General features: G+C 39.2%; 17 protein-coding genes and 1 other annotated feature. All 17 genes read left to right on the plus strand.

All coding sequences use genetic code 11. From position 1 onward, the window contains the following. Window positions 1-7 precede the first annotated feature (7 nt). The 17 genes from ACIQ38_RS16960 (at window position 8) to nusG (ending at window position 15,502) form a co-directional block, all read left to right on the plus strand. Window positions 8-553: a UvrB/UvrC motif-containing protein gene (locus tag ACIQ38_RS16960; protein ID WP_402825631.1), complete on the plus strand. Its 546-nt coding sequence runs from the start codon at window positions 8-10 to the stop codon at window positions 551-553. Beyond that, window positions 543-1,643 (plus strand): protein-arginine kinase McsB, encoded by a 1,101-nt coding sequence (gene mcsB, locus ACIQ38_RS16965; protein WP_402825634.1) that lies wholly within the window; start codon window positions 543-545, stop codon window positions 1,641-1,643. The genes ACIQ38_RS16960 and mcsB overlap by 11 nt, the downstream gene beginning before the upstream one ends. Further along, the gene (locus ACIQ38_RS16970) at window positions 1,633-4,083 is read left to right on the plus strand and encodes an ATP-dependent Clp protease ATP-binding subunit (RefSeq protein WP_402825637.1); all 2,451 of its coding nucleotides are present in this window, start codon (window positions 1,633-1,635) and stop codon (window positions 4,081-4,083) included. Before mcsB ends, ACIQ38_RS16970 begins: the two co-directional genes overlap by 11 nt. A gap of 56 nt (window positions 4,084-4,139) precedes the next feature. Further along, window positions 4,140-5,510, plus strand: a complete 1,371-nt coding sequence (radA, locus tag ACIQ38_RS16975) for a DNA repair protein RadA (protein ID WP_402825640.1) — start codon at window positions 4,140-4,142, stop codon at window positions 5,508-5,510. Window positions 5,511-5,600: 90 nt separating this feature from the next. Beyond that, a complete protein-coding gene (locus ACIQ38_RS16980; protein WP_402825643.1) occupies window positions 5,601-6,692 on the plus strand; it encodes a PIN/TRAM domain-containing protein in 1,092 nt (363 codons plus the stop codon). A gap of 72 nt (window positions 6,693-6,764) precedes the next feature. Then, window positions 6,765-7,457 carry a 2-C-methyl-D-erythritol 4-phosphate cytidylyltransferase gene (gene ispD / locus ACIQ38_RS16985; protein ID WP_402825646.1) on the plus strand — a complete coding sequence of 231 codons (693 nt, stop codon included), beginning with the start codon at window positions 6,765-6,767 and terminating at the stop codon, window positions 7,455-7,457. A gap of 1 nt (window position 7,458) precedes the next feature. Then, on the plus strand, window positions 7,459-7,938 hold the full coding sequence (gene ispF, locus ACIQ38_RS16990; RefSeq protein WP_402825649.1) for a 2-C-methyl-D-erythritol 2,4-cyclodiphosphate synthase: 480 nt from the start codon (window positions 7,459-7,461) through the stop codon (window positions 7,936-7,938). A 199-nt stretch (window positions 7,939-8,137) separates the two neighbouring features. Continuing rightward, a complete protein-coding gene (gene gltX / locus ACIQ38_RS16995) occupies window positions 8,138-9,601 on the plus strand; it encodes a glutamate--tRNA ligase (protein ID WP_402825652.1) in 1,464 nt (487 codons plus the stop codon). A 58-nt stretch (window positions 9,602-9,659) separates the two neighbouring features. After that, window positions 9,660-9,882 (plus strand) — a binding site (T-box leader). A gap of 55 nt (window positions 9,883-9,937) precedes the next feature. Continuing rightward, on the plus strand, window positions 9,938-10,594 hold the full coding sequence (cysE, locus tag ACIQ38_RS17000) for a serine O-acetyltransferase (protein ID WP_402825655.1): 657 nt from the start codon (window positions 9,938-9,940) through the stop codon (window positions 10,592-10,594). After that, window positions 10,591-11,991: a cysteine--tRNA ligase gene (gene cysS, locus ACIQ38_RS17005; RefSeq protein WP_402825658.1), complete on the plus strand. Its 1,401-nt coding sequence runs from the start codon at window positions 10,591-10,593 to the stop codon at window positions 11,989-11,991. Before cysE ends, cysS begins: the two co-directional genes overlap by 4 nt. 4 nt (window positions 11,992-11,995) lie before the next feature. Further along, window positions 11,996-12,415, plus strand: coding sequence for a Mini-ribonuclease 3 (locus ACIQ38_RS17010; protein ID WP_402825661.1), 420 nt, complete (start codon window positions 11,996-11,998; stop codon window positions 12,413-12,415). After that, window positions 12,416-13,177: a 23S rRNA (guanosine(2251)-2'-O)-methyltransferase RlmB gene (rlmB, locus tag ACIQ38_RS17015; protein ID WP_402825664.1), complete on the plus strand. Its 762-nt coding sequence runs from the start codon at window positions 12,416-12,418 to the stop codon at window positions 13,175-13,177. 4 nt (window positions 13,178-13,181) lie between these two features. Further along, window positions 13,182-13,691: an NYN domain-containing protein gene (locus ACIQ38_RS17020; protein WP_402825667.1), complete on the plus strand. Its 510-nt coding sequence runs from the start codon at window positions 13,182-13,184 to the stop codon at window positions 13,689-13,691. A gap of 71 nt (window positions 13,692-13,762) precedes the next feature. Continuing rightward, window positions 13,763-14,407: an RNA polymerase sporulation sigma factor SigH gene (sigH, locus tag ACIQ38_RS17025; protein ID WP_402825670.1), complete on the plus strand. Its 645-nt coding sequence runs from the start codon at window positions 13,763-13,765 to the stop codon at window positions 14,405-14,407. A gap of 76 nt (window positions 14,408-14,483) precedes the next feature. Next, entirely contained in the window at window positions 14,484-14,633 is a 150-nt protein-coding gene (gene rpmG / locus ACIQ38_RS17030) for a 50S ribosomal protein L33 (protein WP_402825673.1), read from the plus strand. Window positions 14,634-14,676: 43 nt separating this feature from the next. Further along, window positions 14,677-14,862, plus strand: coding sequence for a preprotein translocase subunit SecE (gene secE / locus ACIQ38_RS17035; RefSeq protein ID WP_402825676.1), 186 nt, complete (start codon window positions 14,677-14,679; stop codon window positions 14,860-14,862). A gap of 106 nt (window positions 14,863-14,968) precedes the next feature. Further along, window positions 14,969-15,502: a transcription termination/antitermination protein NusG gene (nusG, locus tag ACIQ38_RS17040; RefSeq protein WP_402825679.1), complete on the plus strand. Its 534-nt coding sequence runs from the start codon at window positions 14,969-14,971 to the stop codon at window positions 15,500-15,502. Window positions 15,503-15,505 lie beyond the last annotated feature (3 nt).

Genomic DNA, 15,505 nt, shown 5'->3' on the forward strand with positions numbered 1-15,505 from the left:
TTGAAAAGTGATTTGTGAAAATTGTAAGCAAAGACCAGCAAAAGTAACGGTTACGCAAGTGCATAATGGAGAGCACTTTGAAAGACATTATTGTGAGGTCTGTGCAAATAGTCTTCACCCGTTTTATGTAGAATATAAACAAGATCCATTATCTCTTCACCACCTATTATCGAATTGGTTCAATCAAACAGAACAGAAACCAATGCAACAAGTACAAAAGAAACCTCCGTTAGAATGCGAATCGTGTGGTTGGTCTATTCAACGATTTCTAGATGAAGGTAAATTTGGCTGTGCCGCTTGTTACAATAGTTTTCGTCATCAGCTGCCTACTGTGTTTAAACGTCTACATAACGGAAACGTGGAACATGTAGGGAAAGCACCTGGTGCATTTGGTGAAAAATTAGCTTTGAAAAAACGTATTGAAGCAATACGATTGCAGATGAAAGAAGCAATTGAAACAGAAAAATTTGAAGAAGCAGCATTGCTAAGAGATGAGGCAAGAGAGCTAGAGGATAAGCTTGTCGCTGGAGGTGAAGAAACGCATGTCGATTGAACGGTTTTTAGATAATTCAATTTCCAGTTGGATGGCAGGAGATGGGGAACATTCCGATATTGTCATGAGTACAAGAATTCGACTAGCTAGAAACTTAAATGGATACCGATTCCCGCTTGCATTTACAGAGGACGAAGCGCATAAAATTGACCAATCCGTTTCGGCTACATTATTAGACGCCGATGAAGATTTACAGATGAACTTTTCTTCTATTCAAATAAAGGATCTGTCCGAATTGAGTCGCCAAGTGCTTGTAGAAAAGCATTTAATCAGTCCTAAACTAGCAAATTCTCCGGAGACTGGTTCTGCTCTAATATCTGATGATGAAGCTGTTAGTGTAATGGTCAATGAAGAAGACCATATCCGTGTTCAGTGCTTATTTCCAGGTCTTCAAATTCAAGAAGCTTATAGTCAGGCAGATGCGATTGATCGCGTGTTAGAAAAAGAATTATCTTACGCGTTTGATGAACAATTCGGTTATTTAACAAGCTGTCCTACTAATACGGGGACTGGGCTACGTGCTTCTGTCATGATGCATTTGCCAGCTTTAACGATAACGAAACAAATGACTCGAATCATCACTATTATTTCTAGGTTAGGAATGGTTGTAAGAGGGATTTACGGGGAAGGTAGTGAAGCGCTCGGGAATGTATACCAAGTATCCAATCAAACAACGCTTGGTAAATCAGAGGAAGACATAATTGCCGATCTTCAAAGCATAACCGAACAAATTATTCAAAAAGAAAGAGAAGCAAGGGATGCACTCTTAAAGCATTCGGCCAATACACTAGAGGATCGGTTATATCGTTCTTTAGGGACATTGTCATATGCACGTATCATGACGACGGAAGAGGCAGCAAAATGTCTATCCGATGTTCGTTTAGGGATAGATATGGGACTCATAGAAGATATAAGTATGACTATTTTGAATGAATGTATGGTCTTTATGCAACCAGGATTTTTACAGCAATATGCTGGCACTACTTTAAATACTTCGGAGCGCGACTTGTTTCGTGCGAAGTTACTAAGGGAAAGGTTGCAAAAGGGAGAAAATATAAAAACAAAAGGAGAGAACTCGTATGATGTTTAATCGATTCACACAAAGATCACAAAAAGTTTTACAATTAGCGCAAGAAGAAGCAATTCGCTTAAAGCACGAATCTATAGGCACTGAACATATATTGCTTGGCTTAATCCGAGAAGGTAGTGGTATAGCTGCAAAAGCTCTAGAAGCAATTGAAGTAGATACAAAAGTTATTGAAGTGGGAATTGAAGAGTTGGTAGGAACTGGTGCAGAAGATGTTGGGCCAATCGTCAATTATACACCACGTGCGAAAAAAGTGATCGAGCTTTCTGTAGACGAGTCTCGTAAACTAGGGCACTCCTATATAGGAACAGAGCATTTATTGCTAGCATTGATCCGTGAGGGAGAAGGAGTTGCAGCAAGAGTTCTAAATAATGCTGGTGTTAGTCTAAATAAGGCACGCCAACAAGTACTTCAATTACTAGGAAGTAATGACCAATCACATGGTAATGCTAATAATAGCGCTGCTCCTGCTAGTACTCCTACGCTCGATGGATTGGCACGTGATTTAACTCAAATTGCTAGAGAAGGTACATTAGATCCTGTAGTGGGACGTAGTAAAGAAATTACACGTGTCATTGAAATCTTAGCGCGTCGTACAAAAAATAACCCTGTTTTAATAGGGGAACCTGGTGTTGGTAAAACAGCCATTGCAGAAGGTCTTGCACAACAAATTATACAAAATGAAGTGCCAGAAATATTGCGAGATAAACGAGTAATGACGCTTGATATGGGGACAGTGGTTGCTGGAACCAAGTATCGCGGTGAGTTTGAAGATAGATTGAAAAAAGTAATGGATGAAATTCGCCAAGCGGGAAATGTGATTTTATTCATCGATGAACTTCATACATTAATCGGAGCAGGTGGGGCCGAAGGTGCAATTGATGCATCGAACATTTTAAAACCAGCACTTGCACGTGGAGAAATTCAATGTATTGGCGCGACAACATTAGATGAGTATCGCAAATACATTGAAAAAGACGCAGCATTGGAGCGTCGTTTTCAACCAATTCAAGTGGATGAACCATCCGTTGCTGAAGCGATTCAAATTATATACGGCTTACGTGATCGTTATGAGGCGCATCATCGTGTGAAAATTACGGATGAAGCTGTAGAAGCGGCGGTTAAAATGTCCGATCGTTATATTTCTGATCGCTTTTTACCGGATAAAGCAATCGATTTAATCGATGAGGCAGGTTCAAAAGTAAGACTACGTTCTTATACAACTCCTCCTAATTTAAAAGAATTAGAGGCGAAACTAGAAGCAATTCGTTCGGAGAAAAATGCTGCTGTTCAAAGTCAAGAATTTGAAAAAGCTGCATCATTCCGCGATAAAGAACAAAAGCTTAAAGACGAGCTTGAAAAAATGAAAAATGACTGGAAAGAGAAACAAGGAAAAGAAGAGTCAGAGGTAACAGTAGAAGATATCGCAGCTGTTGTGTCTATGTGGACGGGAGTACCGGTATCTAAACTAGCACAAACAGAATCTGAAAAGTTATTAAAACTAGAAGAAAAGCTGCATGAACGCGTAATTGGTCAAGCGGAAGCTGTGGATGCAATCTCTCGAGCTATTCGCCGTGCCCGTGCAGGATTAAAAGATCCTAAACGCCCAATTGGTTCCTTTATTTTCCTTGGACCTACTGGTGTTGGTAAAACAGAACTTGCCCGTGCGCTTGCGGAAGTAATGTTTGGCGACGAAGATGCAATGATTCGGGTAGATATGTCTGAGTATATGGAAAAACATTCGACTTCGCGTCTTGTAGGTTCTCCCCCAGGTTATGTTGGATTTGAAGATGGTGGACAGCTAACGGAAAAAGTACGTCGTAAACCATATTCTGTTATCTTATTAGATGAAATAGAGAAAGCACATCCAGATGTGTTTAATATTCTTCTTCAAGTATTAGAGGATGGTCGATTAACCGATTCGAAAGGACGTACAGTTGACTTCCGCAATACGGTTGTTATTATGACATCTAACGTAGGGGCAGATGCACTTAAATACAATAAACATGTTGGATTTAACCTACAAGAAGGTGGAAAAACGGATTATAAAGATATGAAAGGCAAAATGTTAGAAGAATTGAAAAAAGCATTCCGTCCTGAATTTTTAAACCGTTTGGATGAAATGATCGTGTTCCACTCACTTGAAAGAGAACATTTAAAACAAATTGTTTCCCTAATGACAGAACAATTAGCGAAGCGTTTGAAAGAACAAGGAATTGATCTAGAGCTTACAGAAGCAGCTCAAGAGAAGATTACAACAGAAGGATACGATCCGACATATGGAGCACGCCCGCTACGTAGAGCGCTTCAAAAGCACGTAGAAGACCGACTTTCTGAGGAGTTATTAAAAGGAGAAGTTTTAGCAGGTCAACATGTCGTGTTCGATGTGGAAGATGGAGAATTTGTTGTTCGTACAAAAGCGAAGGTAGCTGTGGAAAAATAATATTGTGGGCATTCCAACCCTTATGGACGGAATGCCTTTTTTACATAGGAGGCACTATGGCGAAGAAAAAAACGAAATTTATGTGTAATGCTTGTGGATACGAATCGGCTAAATGGATGGGAAGATGTCCAGGATGTGGCGAATGGAACACGATGGTGGAAGAAGTAGAAATCGTATCAAAAGGACCAAAACGTTCGTTTCAGCATTCTACAGGAGTAGCACAAAAAGCAACACCCATTGTTTCAATTGAGACAAAAGAAGAACCCCGCGTAGCAACTGATTTCGGTGAGTTAAATCGCGTACTAGGCGGAGGAATAGTGCCGGGTTCCCTTGTGTTAATAGGTGGCGATCCAGGTATAGGTAAGTCAACGCTTCTTTTACAAGTTTCAGCCCTACTTGCCAATAAAGGAGAGCGTGTTTTATATATTTCTGGTGAAGAATCTATTCGTCAAACAAAGCTTCGTGCAGAACGTTTAGGGGTTACTTCAGCAGAACTGTATATTTATTCAGAAACGAATTTAGAATTGATCAACGAAACAATCGATAGTGTAGAACCGAAATTTGTTATCGTAGATTCTATTCAAACCGTCCACCATCCAGAAGTAACAAGTGCACCGGGAAGTGTGTCTCAAGTAAGGGAATGTACAGCGGAGTTAATGCGTATCGCTAAAACGAAAAATGTGGCTATCTTTTTAGTGGGGCACGTAACGAAAGAAGGGCAAATCGCGGGACCTCGAATACTAGAACATATGGTAGACACCGTTTTATACTTCGAGGGAGAACGCCACCATACGTATCGGATTTTAAGGTCTCAAAAGAACCGATTTGGTTCTACCAATGAAATTGCGATATTTGAAATGGTGCAACAAGGATTAAAAGAAGTATTAAATCCTTCCGAACTATTTTTACAAGAACGTTCTCATGGTGCAGCAGGGTCGGCAATTGTTGCCTCGATGGAAGGGACAAGACCGATTTTAGTAGAAATCCAAGCGCTTGTGACACAATCTAGTTTTAACTATCCGAAACGAATGGCAACGGGAATTGATCAAAATCGTGTGTCTTTGCTCATGGCAGTGTTAGAAAAACGTATGGGATTATTACTTCAAACACAAGATGCATATATAAAAGTTGCCGGTGGAGTGAAGTTAGACGAACCTGCGATCGATTTAGCCGTCCTAGTAAGTATCGTATCAAGTTTTCGCGATACAGGTGCATCTCCTACCGATTGCTTCATAGGAGAAGTTGGACTTACTGGAGAAGTGCGAAGAGTTTCTAGAATAGAACAACGTGTGCAAGAAGCGGCAAAGTTAGGGTTCAAACGAGCGATTGTTCCTGCTTCTAATATTGGAGGATGGGATTATCCGAAAGGAATTCAAGTGATCGGAGTAGAATCTGTAAACGAAGTAATGAAAGAAGCATTTTCTTAAGAGAATGCATAAATATGTATACTTCTTGTGGTCTCAATAGACGTAAGAAGACTACAAGAAGTATAATTAATAATTAATGGAGGTGGCATTTTGTTGAAGTGGATTATACAAATCGCATTTGTTTTAATTGGAGGTACGTTGGGGTTAATATTATTACCGCATTTATACGAATTTATTAATTTATCTAATACCCCTTGGCTCCACAATCCTTATGTATCTATTCTAATTGGAGCGGTTTTACTTTATGTTATTGCCTTATTTTTAACGGATTACTTAATAAACTTTATTAAGTGGATGGAAGAACGTCTGTTAAGGGCACCGATTGGAGATTTACTTTTTGGTACACTCGGGTTAGTTATTGGATTAATCGTCGCATTTTTACTTGGGTCGGCGATTAATAATATTGCCATTCCGGGTATAGATTCCGTCGTTCCGGTCTTATTGTCGATCGTTCTTGGGTATTTGGGATTCCAAGTAGGATTTAAAAAGAGAGATGAATTACTTCATGTTTTTACTTCTACCAAGCAACAATCGAACAAAAAGAAAGCAACAGATGAAGAAGTGGTGCAAGGTTTAGGTTTGGGTACGTATAAATTGCTAGATACGAGTGTTATTATCGATGGGCGTATTACAGATATTTCGGAAACAGGTTTTATCGAAGGAGTACTAGTAGTTCCTCAGTTTGTACTAACGGAGCTGCAACATATCGCGGATTCTTCTGACACCCTTAAAAGAACGAGAGGTCGCCGTGGGTTAGATGTATTGAAAAAATTACAAACCGAGCGTGCTTCCGCAGTTTTAATAGTGGAAGAAGACTTTGAAGATATTCATGAAGTAGATTTAAAGCTAGTTCGTCTAGCGAAGAAGATGAATGGAATTGTTGTTACAAATGATTTTAATTTGAATAAAGTGTGTGATCTACATCAAGTACGTGTTCTAAATATTAATGATCTAGCGAATGCAGTTAAACCTGTTGTTATTCCCGGGGAAATAATGCATGTAGTAGTAATTAAAGATGGGAAAGAACATAATCAAGGCGTTGCATACTTAGATGATGGTACGATGATTGTTGTAGAAGGTGGGAAAGCATATATTGGTCAGGCGATAAATGTAGAAGTAACAAGTGTTTTGCAAACTTCTGCAGGTCGTATGATTTTCGCGAAACCACAAGAGTCCAAATAATGGAGAAGGGTAGTTTCCTCTTACTTTAATAGGAAAACGCCCTTTTTCTATGTAAAGTAGGAGGGAATATTAATGGCATACACGGTGTTATTACCTGCTGCTGGAAGCGGAAAACGAATGGGAGCAGGACAAAATAAACTTTTTTTAGAACTAAGAAATACGCCTATATTAATACATACATTACGAGCTTTTGAACAAGACCCATTGTGTCGTCACATTGTATTAGCGGTGAAAAAAGAAGAGCAGGCTTTTATCGAAGAGTTGCTAGCAGAATATCACATAACAAAAGTAGCTGCGATTACAGAAGGAGGAGCAGAACGTCAACATAGTGTATATGCTTGCTTAAAAGCTTCTCCTACAAAAGGTATTGTGCTTGTGCACGATGCGGCAAGACCCTTCATTAAACAAGAAGTTATTCACCGTCTAGTGCAGGCAACAAAGGAATTTGGTGCAGCAGTAGCAGCGGTTCGGGCAAAGGACACGATGAAAAAAGTAGAAAATGGTATAATCCAAGAAACAGTAGACCGTAATAGTCTATGGATTATTCAAACACCGCAAGCATTCCAATATGATGTACTAGAAAAAGCCGAAAGACTAGCCGAAAAAGCAGGTTTTTTAGGCACAGATGAAGCAATGCTTGTGGAACGACTAGGCGAGCATGTTCATATTGTGGAAAGTACCTATGATAATGTGAAAATGACAACACAAGAAGATCTTCTTTTTGGAGAAGTAATTTTAACTAAACGAGAGCAGGAGGAACAATAACATGATGCGAATTGGTCAAGGATTTGATGTACATGAGTTTGCGGATAATCGTCCGTTAATAATAGGGGGAGTTACGATTCCTTACGAAAGAGGGCTTATCGGCCATTCTGATGCAGATGTACTGCTTCACACGGTGACGGACGCAGCGCTTGGAGCAATTGGAGAAGGTGATATCGGAAGACATTTCCCAGATACTGATCCTGATTTTAAAGATGCGGATTCCGCAAAATTACTGGAACATATTTGGAAAATGGTAGATGCAAAAGGGTATAAACTAGGGAATATCGATTGCACGATTATTGCGCAAAAACCAAAAATGGCTCCACATATTGAAGCGATTCGTGCAAGAGTTGCAGAGCTTCTTCAAGCGGATGTAAGCCAGGTGAATGTAAAAGCAACAACGACAGAAAGATTAGGATTTACTGGGCGTGAAGAAGGAATTGCTTCGATGGCGACTATTTTACTTGTAAAGAAAGACTAACTTTAAAAAACGTCGCAGCAGTGGTAAAATGATAAAAGTTTACACTTAATTCAGCAAAAGAAGCCCTTACTGAATTAAGTGTAGCCTCCGGCGGATGTCACAGATTTTGTAGGGAGTTAATTGAGCAAGCTCAATTCAAAATCTAGACGCAAATACGCCAAGGCGGATTTGATTTAGACGAAAACTAGGAGGAAACACAATGACACAAGAAGTTCGCGTACGTTACGCACCAAGTCCAACTGGACATTTGCATATTGGAGGAGCACGTACAGCATTATTCAACTATTTATATGCACGTCACCATAACGGGAAGTTTATCGTTCGTATTGAAGATACGGATATTGAACGTAATATTGAAGGTGGCGAACTATCGCAACTAGAAAACTTAAGATGGTTAGGGATCGACTACGATGAGTCTGTTGATATCGGAGGGCCATACGCACCGTATCGTCAAATGGAGCGTCTAGATGTCTATACAAAACACGCAGAAGAAATGTTAGAAAAAGGACATGCTTATAAATGCTTCTGTACTTCAGAAGAATTAGAAGCAGACCGTGAAGTACAAAAGGAAAATGGAGTAGCTGCTCCTATGTATAATGGCAAATGCCGTCATTTATCAGCTGAGGAAGTACAAGCAAAAGAAGCATCAGGTCTTCCTTACACTATTCGCATGCGCGTACCAGAAAATGTGACATATACATTTGAAGATTTAGTTCGTGGAGCTGTTACTTTCGAATCAAAAGATGTTGGTGATTGGGTTCTTGTAAAAGCAAATGGAATTCCGACATATAACTATGCAGTTGTATTAGATGATCATTTCATGAAGATCTCTCATGTATTCCGTGGAGAAGAGCATTTATCGAATACGCCGAAACAATTGATGATATTTGATGTATTTGGATGGGAGTATCCTAAATACGGTCATATGACATTAATCATCAATGAAAACCGTAAAAAACTTTCCAAACGTGACGAATCGATTATTCAATTCGTTTCTCAATATAAAGATCTTGGCTACTTGCCAGAAGCAATGTTCAACTTCTTTGCATTATTAGGGTGGTCACCTGAAGGGGAGGAAGAAATTTTCTCCAAAGAAGAGTTCATTAAAATCTTTGATGTAACGCGCTTATCTAAATCTCCATCGATGTTTGATAAACAAAAACTAACATGGATGAACAACCAATATATTAAGCAATTACCATTAGAAAAAGTAATAGAACTTGCATTACCGCATTTGCAAAAAGCAGAACTTCTTCCAACCGAATTATCGGAAGAGCAACAAACATGGGCAAACAATTTAATCGGATTGTATCATGACCAAATGAGTTATGGGGCTGAAATCGTAGAATTGTCTTCATTGTTCTTTAATGATGAACTTGCATATAATGAAGAAGCGACGGAAGTGTTAGCAGGAGAACAAGTTCCAGAAGTGATGGCTGCATTCAAAGTGCAATTAGAGAGCTTAGAAACATTCGAAGCTGCGGAGATTAAAACTGCAATCAAGGCTGTGCAAAAAGAAACAGGACATAAAGGGAAAAATCTATTTATGCCGATCCGTGTCGTAACGACTGGTCAAACACATGGTCCAGAGTTAGCAGATGCTATTAGCCTAATCGGAAAAGAAAAAGTAATCGCACGTGTTGCAAAATACGCAAAACAATAAGATTGACTTTCCGCATCTAAGGTGTGAAAATGAGGGTACAATTACGAAAACGAAAAAATAGAAAGCGAAGAAGAGGAGAAGTAAGTAACGCATGTTCTTTAGAGAGGACCATCACCGGCTGAAAGTGGTCTGAACGAGTGAGTTACTGAAATGCACCTCAGAGCGCCATGCCGAACATACGAAGTAGGCTGGACGTACCATCTGCGTTAAAGATGCGAGAGTGGGAAAGAGTAGTATGTTTTTCCAATCAGAGTGGAACCGCGCTTACTTGCGTCTCTGTCTATGTATATAGGCAGAGGCGTTTTTTATTTGCCAATAAAAGAGGGAGGAACCAACATGTTTGAACGTATGAAAGAAGACATAGCTGTCGTTTTTGAGCAAGATCCTGCAGCAACTAGTAAACTGGAAGTAATATTAACATACGCAGGCTTACATGCTATTTGGAGTCATCGACTTGCGCATGCTTTATTTAAAAAACGCTTTTTCTTCCTTGCTCGAGCAATCTCCCAAATCAGTCGCTTTTTCACTGGTATCGAAATTCATCCCGGAGCTACAATTGGTAGACGATTTTTTATAGACCACGGCTCAGGTGTTGTAATTGGAGAAACTTGTGAAATTGGGAATGACTGTACGATTTATCAAGGAGTCACATTAGGTGGAACGGGTAAAGAAAAAGGGAAGCGACATCCTACTCTTGCAGATAATGTACTTGTTGCGACGGGAGCAAAAGTATTAGGATCCATCACAATTGGGGAAAATAGCAAAGTAGGTGCTGGTTCAGTTGTGTTGAAAGACGTACCAGGGAACTCTACGGTTGTTGGTATACCAGGAGTTGTCGTTATACAAGATGGAGTGAAGGTGAAACGTAACTTGGATCATCAAGACTTACCGGATCCATTCGCTGACCGTTGTAAAAAGATGGAAGAGGAAATTGCAGCACTTCAAGAAGAAATTAGACGACTAGCAAATGAAAGGGAGAAACACTTATTATGACAATTCAAATTTTTAATACATTAAAACGTGAAAAAGAACCTTTTGTACCGATGGAAGAAGGCAAAGTAAAAATGTACGTTTGTGGTCCAACTGTCTACAACTACATTCATATTGGAAATGCCCGTCCTGTAATTGTTTACGATACAGTTCGAAAGTATTTGCAATACCGAGGCTACGACGTAACGTTTGTATCGAACTTTACAGATGTGGACGACAAAATTATTAAAGCGGCAAACGAGCTAGGAGAAGATGTTTCCGAGTTAACTGCTCGTTTTATCAAAGCATATTTTGCGGATGTAGAAGCACTTGGTTGCAGTAGAGCAGATGCGCATCCTCGTGTAACAGATCATATGGATGGAATTATTGATTTTATTAAAGTTTTAGAAGAAAAAGGGTACGCGTATGAATCACAAGGAGACGTATATTACCGTACTAGAAAATTTGACGGTTATGGTAAGCTCTCTCACCAATCGGTGGATGATCTGAAAGTTGGAGCGCGTATCGAAACTGGGGAAAAGAAAGAAGATGCTTTAGATTTTGCTTTATGGAAAGCAGCAAAACCAGGAGAAATTTTCTGGGAAAGTCCTTGGGGGCAAGGGCGACCTGGTTGGCATATCGAATGTTCAGTAATGGCACGTGAAATACTAGGAGATACAATTGATATTCACGCTGGCGGGCAAGATTTAACTTTCCCACACCATGAAAACGAAATTGCTCAGTCGGAAGCTAGAACAGGCAAAACATTTGCGCGATATTGGATGCATAATGGGTATATTAATATTGATAACGAAAAGATGTCTAAATCTCTTGGTAACTTTGTATTAGTAAATGATATTCGTCAGCAAATTGATCCGCAAGTATTGCGTTTATTCATGTTAAGCGTACATTACCGCCACCCAATCAATTATTCAGTCGAGCTTGTAGAACAAGCAGAAGCGGGACTTGAACGTATCCGTACTGCATATGCAAATGTATTACACCGTTTGAATGCTACAGCAGATTTGGGTGATCAACATGATATTTGGCTCCATAAAATCGCGGAAGTCCAAACACAATTCGAGACAGCCATGGACGATGATTTCAATACAGCCAACGGTATAGCAGCAATTTTTGAATTGTCGAAACTTGCGAATACGTATTTGCTAGAAAAACAAACCGCTGAACAAGTGTTAAAACAGTTTATAACAGTATTTGATAAGTTAATGGCGGTATTAGGTATAACGCTCCAACAAGAAACCGAAGTATTGGATGAAGAAATTGATGCATTAATCGAAGAGCGAAACCAAGCGAGAAAAGATCGAAATTTCGCACGTGCTGACGAAATAAGAGATCAACTGAAAGAAATGAATATTATTTTGGAAGATACTGCGCAAGGTATCCGATGGAAACGAGGATAAACTTGTGGGGAATTTTAAATTATCCGATGTAAAACAGTTAAATGCTTTAGCATTAGCGTATATGGGAGATGCTGTATTCGAACAAATAGTTCGGAAGCATCTCATCCATTCTGGGCGAGTGAAGCCCAATACTTTGCATAAAGAAGCGACGAAGTATGTTTCTGCTAAAGCACAAGCGACAATTGTACGAGAAATGCTAAATATCGGGTTTCTAACAGAAGATGAGGAAGCTGTACTTCGAAGAGGACGCAACGCAAAGTCTGGTACAGTTCCTAAAAATACAGATGTCCAAACGTATCATTATAGTTCAGCGTTTGAAGCGGTTGTAGGGAGTCTATACTTAAGTGAACAAGAAGAACGTCTACAAGAAGTACTGCAATTTTCAATTGACTTTATCGATGGGCAGAAAGGGGAGAAAAAGTAAATGGCAGAACAAACAGAACAAACAGGAGAAATTATTGCAGGAAAAAACCCCGTAGTGGAAGCTTTACGTTCGGGTAGAGATATGAATAAGGTGTGGCTAGCAGAGGGAATCCAAAAAAGTGGAGTTTCTGAAATTATGCAATTAGCAAAAGAGGCTGGAATCATTGTTCAATTTGTACCGAAAAAGAAATTGGACGGTTTGACGGATGCCAATCACCAAGGGATTGTCGCATCCGTTGCAGCTTATCGATATGCGGAATTAGATGATTTATTTGCTTTAGCAAAAAGTAAACAAGAGGACCCACTTTTTATCATTTTAGATGAAATCGAGGATCCGCATAATCTAGGTTCGATTATGCGAACAGCTGATGCAGTGGGGGCACATGGTATTATTATCCCCAAAAGACGTGCTGTTGGACTGACGGCTGTCGTTGCAAAAGCATCTACAGGAGCGATTGAACATATCCCGGTATACCGAGCGGGCAATTTGTCTCAAACGGTAGATGAGTTAAAAGAACGTGGTATATGGATTGCTGGAACAGATGCTCAAAAATCAACCGATTATCGTAATATGGACGCAACACTCCCGCTTGCGCTAATCATTGGTAGCGAAGGAAAAGGGATGAGTCGTTTATTAAAAGAAAAATGTGATTTTCTTTACCATTTGCCAATGGTCGGTCATGTAACTAGTTTGAATGCGTCAGTAGCCGCGTCTATACTTTTATACGAAGTATTGCGCGTCAGAAATCCGCTAAAAGGATAAAAAAATGCAAATTTTACTAGTCGATGGATATAACATCATCGGCGCATGGAGCGAACTAAGAAAGCTGAAAAATGATAAATTGCTAGACGCTAGAGACCGATTGATCGAGCTAATGGCAGAATATAAGGCGTTTACAGGTATTCGAGTGATTGTTGTTTTTGATGCACATCTAGTGCCAGGTATCGAGCATAAAAAGAAAGAATCTAATGTGGAAATCATTTATACACGCAAAAATGAAACAGCTGATGAGCGCATTGAAAAACTTACGTTAGAACTTAGCGGCAGAAGAGTGCAAATTTATGTGGCAACTTCAGATATGACAGAACAGAGAGTAATATTTGGTCAAGGGGCGTTAAGAAAATCGGCAAGGGAATTTGAAATTGAAATGATGGCTATTTCCTCGAATATAACAAAGAAAATGAAGCATATACAAGAGGATAAGCCGACTTCTACTATTCCGCTTACAACGGAAATTGCAGAAATTTTTGAAAAATGGCGGCGTGGATTAAAATGATTCATTGACGCTATAAAATTTCATCCTGTATACTTGTGGTAACTATTAGTAATTTGGCTGAGGTGACTTCATTGGAAAAGACAGAACAGAATCTACAGCAATTGGATAGTTTACTAGATGAGGAACTTGTAGAGCTAGTTCATCAAGGAAACACTGAAGCGCTAGATTTCTTAATAACGAAGTATCGTTCATTCGTTCGAATGAAAGGAAGATCCTATTTTTTAATAGGTGCCGATAAAGAAGATATTCTCCAAGAAGGAATGATTGGATTATATAAAGCAATACGAGATTTCAAGGAAGAGAAGCTTGCTTCTTTTCGTGCGTTTGCGGAGTTGTGTATTACAAGGCAAATTATTACCGCGATTAAAACCGCAACCCGTCAAAAGCATATCCCGTTGAATTCTTATGTATCCTTGGACAAGCCTATTTACGATGAAGAATCGGATAGAACGCTGATGGATATGATTGCTGGTTCGGTCGTCGATGACCCAGAGGAGTTAATCATTAATCGGGAAGATTATGTTTATATGGAAGGAAAGATGGCCGAAATACTAAGTGAGCTAGAGCAACAAGTGCTCGCTTTGTATTTAGACGGACAATCTTACCAAGAAATCTCCGAAGAGTTAAATAGACACGTAAAGTCAATTGACAATGCCTTGCAACGCGTTAAGAGAAAGCTAGAACGGTATATGGAGATTGATAGTAATTATGTATAGACGCTTTTGTTTGGTTGACACCGTTTCTTTAAGATGATAATCTTGAAAAAGAATTATACGCCAAAAAGGTGATAAAATGACAAAGAAAATTGTCTTAAGTTGTGTTCAATGTGGTCACCGGAATTACACAGTTCCTGCGTCTAAAGAAAGTTCATCGATACGCACAGAGCGAAAAAAATATTGTACGCATTGTAACGCGCATACACTTCATAAACAAACGCTATAAGTATGAAAGTAAGATAGATTTTCCATGTGGAGGTTTAGCTAGAATGGCTAATGTAGGTGGATTTTTTAAAAATGTAATGTCTGAAATGAGAAAAGTAAGCTGGCCAAAACGGAAAGAACTAACACGCTATACAATAATTGTTCTTACTACCGTTGTATTAATGGCTGTATTTTTTGCTATAGTAGACTTAGGGATTTCAGAATTATTCCGTTGGTATCTAGAGTTTTAAGAAGTTGAATGTAAATATTTTTCGAAAATAGCCCGTCTTAGAAAACGAACGGGTTTTTTCATTTGTCTAAAGAAAAGGAGGGAAAGGACACTAAGTCCTAAATGATATGGAGAAAAATTGGTATGTCGTTCATACTTATTCAGGGTATGAAAATAAAGTCAAAGCAAATTTAGAAAAACGTGTAGAAACGATGGGAATGTCGGATAAAATTTTCCGTGTGTTTATCCCTGAACAAGAAGAAATCGATTTTAAAGATGGTAAAAAACGTGCAGTTTTAAGAAAAACTTTCCCAGGATATGTATTTGTTGAACTGATTATGACGGACGATGCTTGGTACGTTGTGCGAAACACACCGGGAGTAACAGGCTTCCTAGGTTCTTCAGGTGGAGGTACAAAACCAACTCCTTTAGCTCCGGAAGAAGTACAATCCATGTTAAAACAAATGGGTACAGAAGATCGTATAGTGGAAGTCGATTTCTCAGTAGGAGAATTGGTGGAAGTTTTAGAAGGACCGTTTGCTCATTTCCAAGGGAAAGTAGAAACAATCGATACAGAAAAAGCAAAAGTGACTGTATCGGTAGATATGTTCGGGCGAGAAACAAATATGGAATTGGACTTCGATCAAGTAATTAAAATATAATTA

This window comes from Psychrobacillus sp. NPDC096389 (assembly GCF_044762855.1).
Taxonomy (GTDB): Bacteria; Bacillota; Bacilli; order Bacillales_A; family Planococcaceae; genus Psychrobacillus.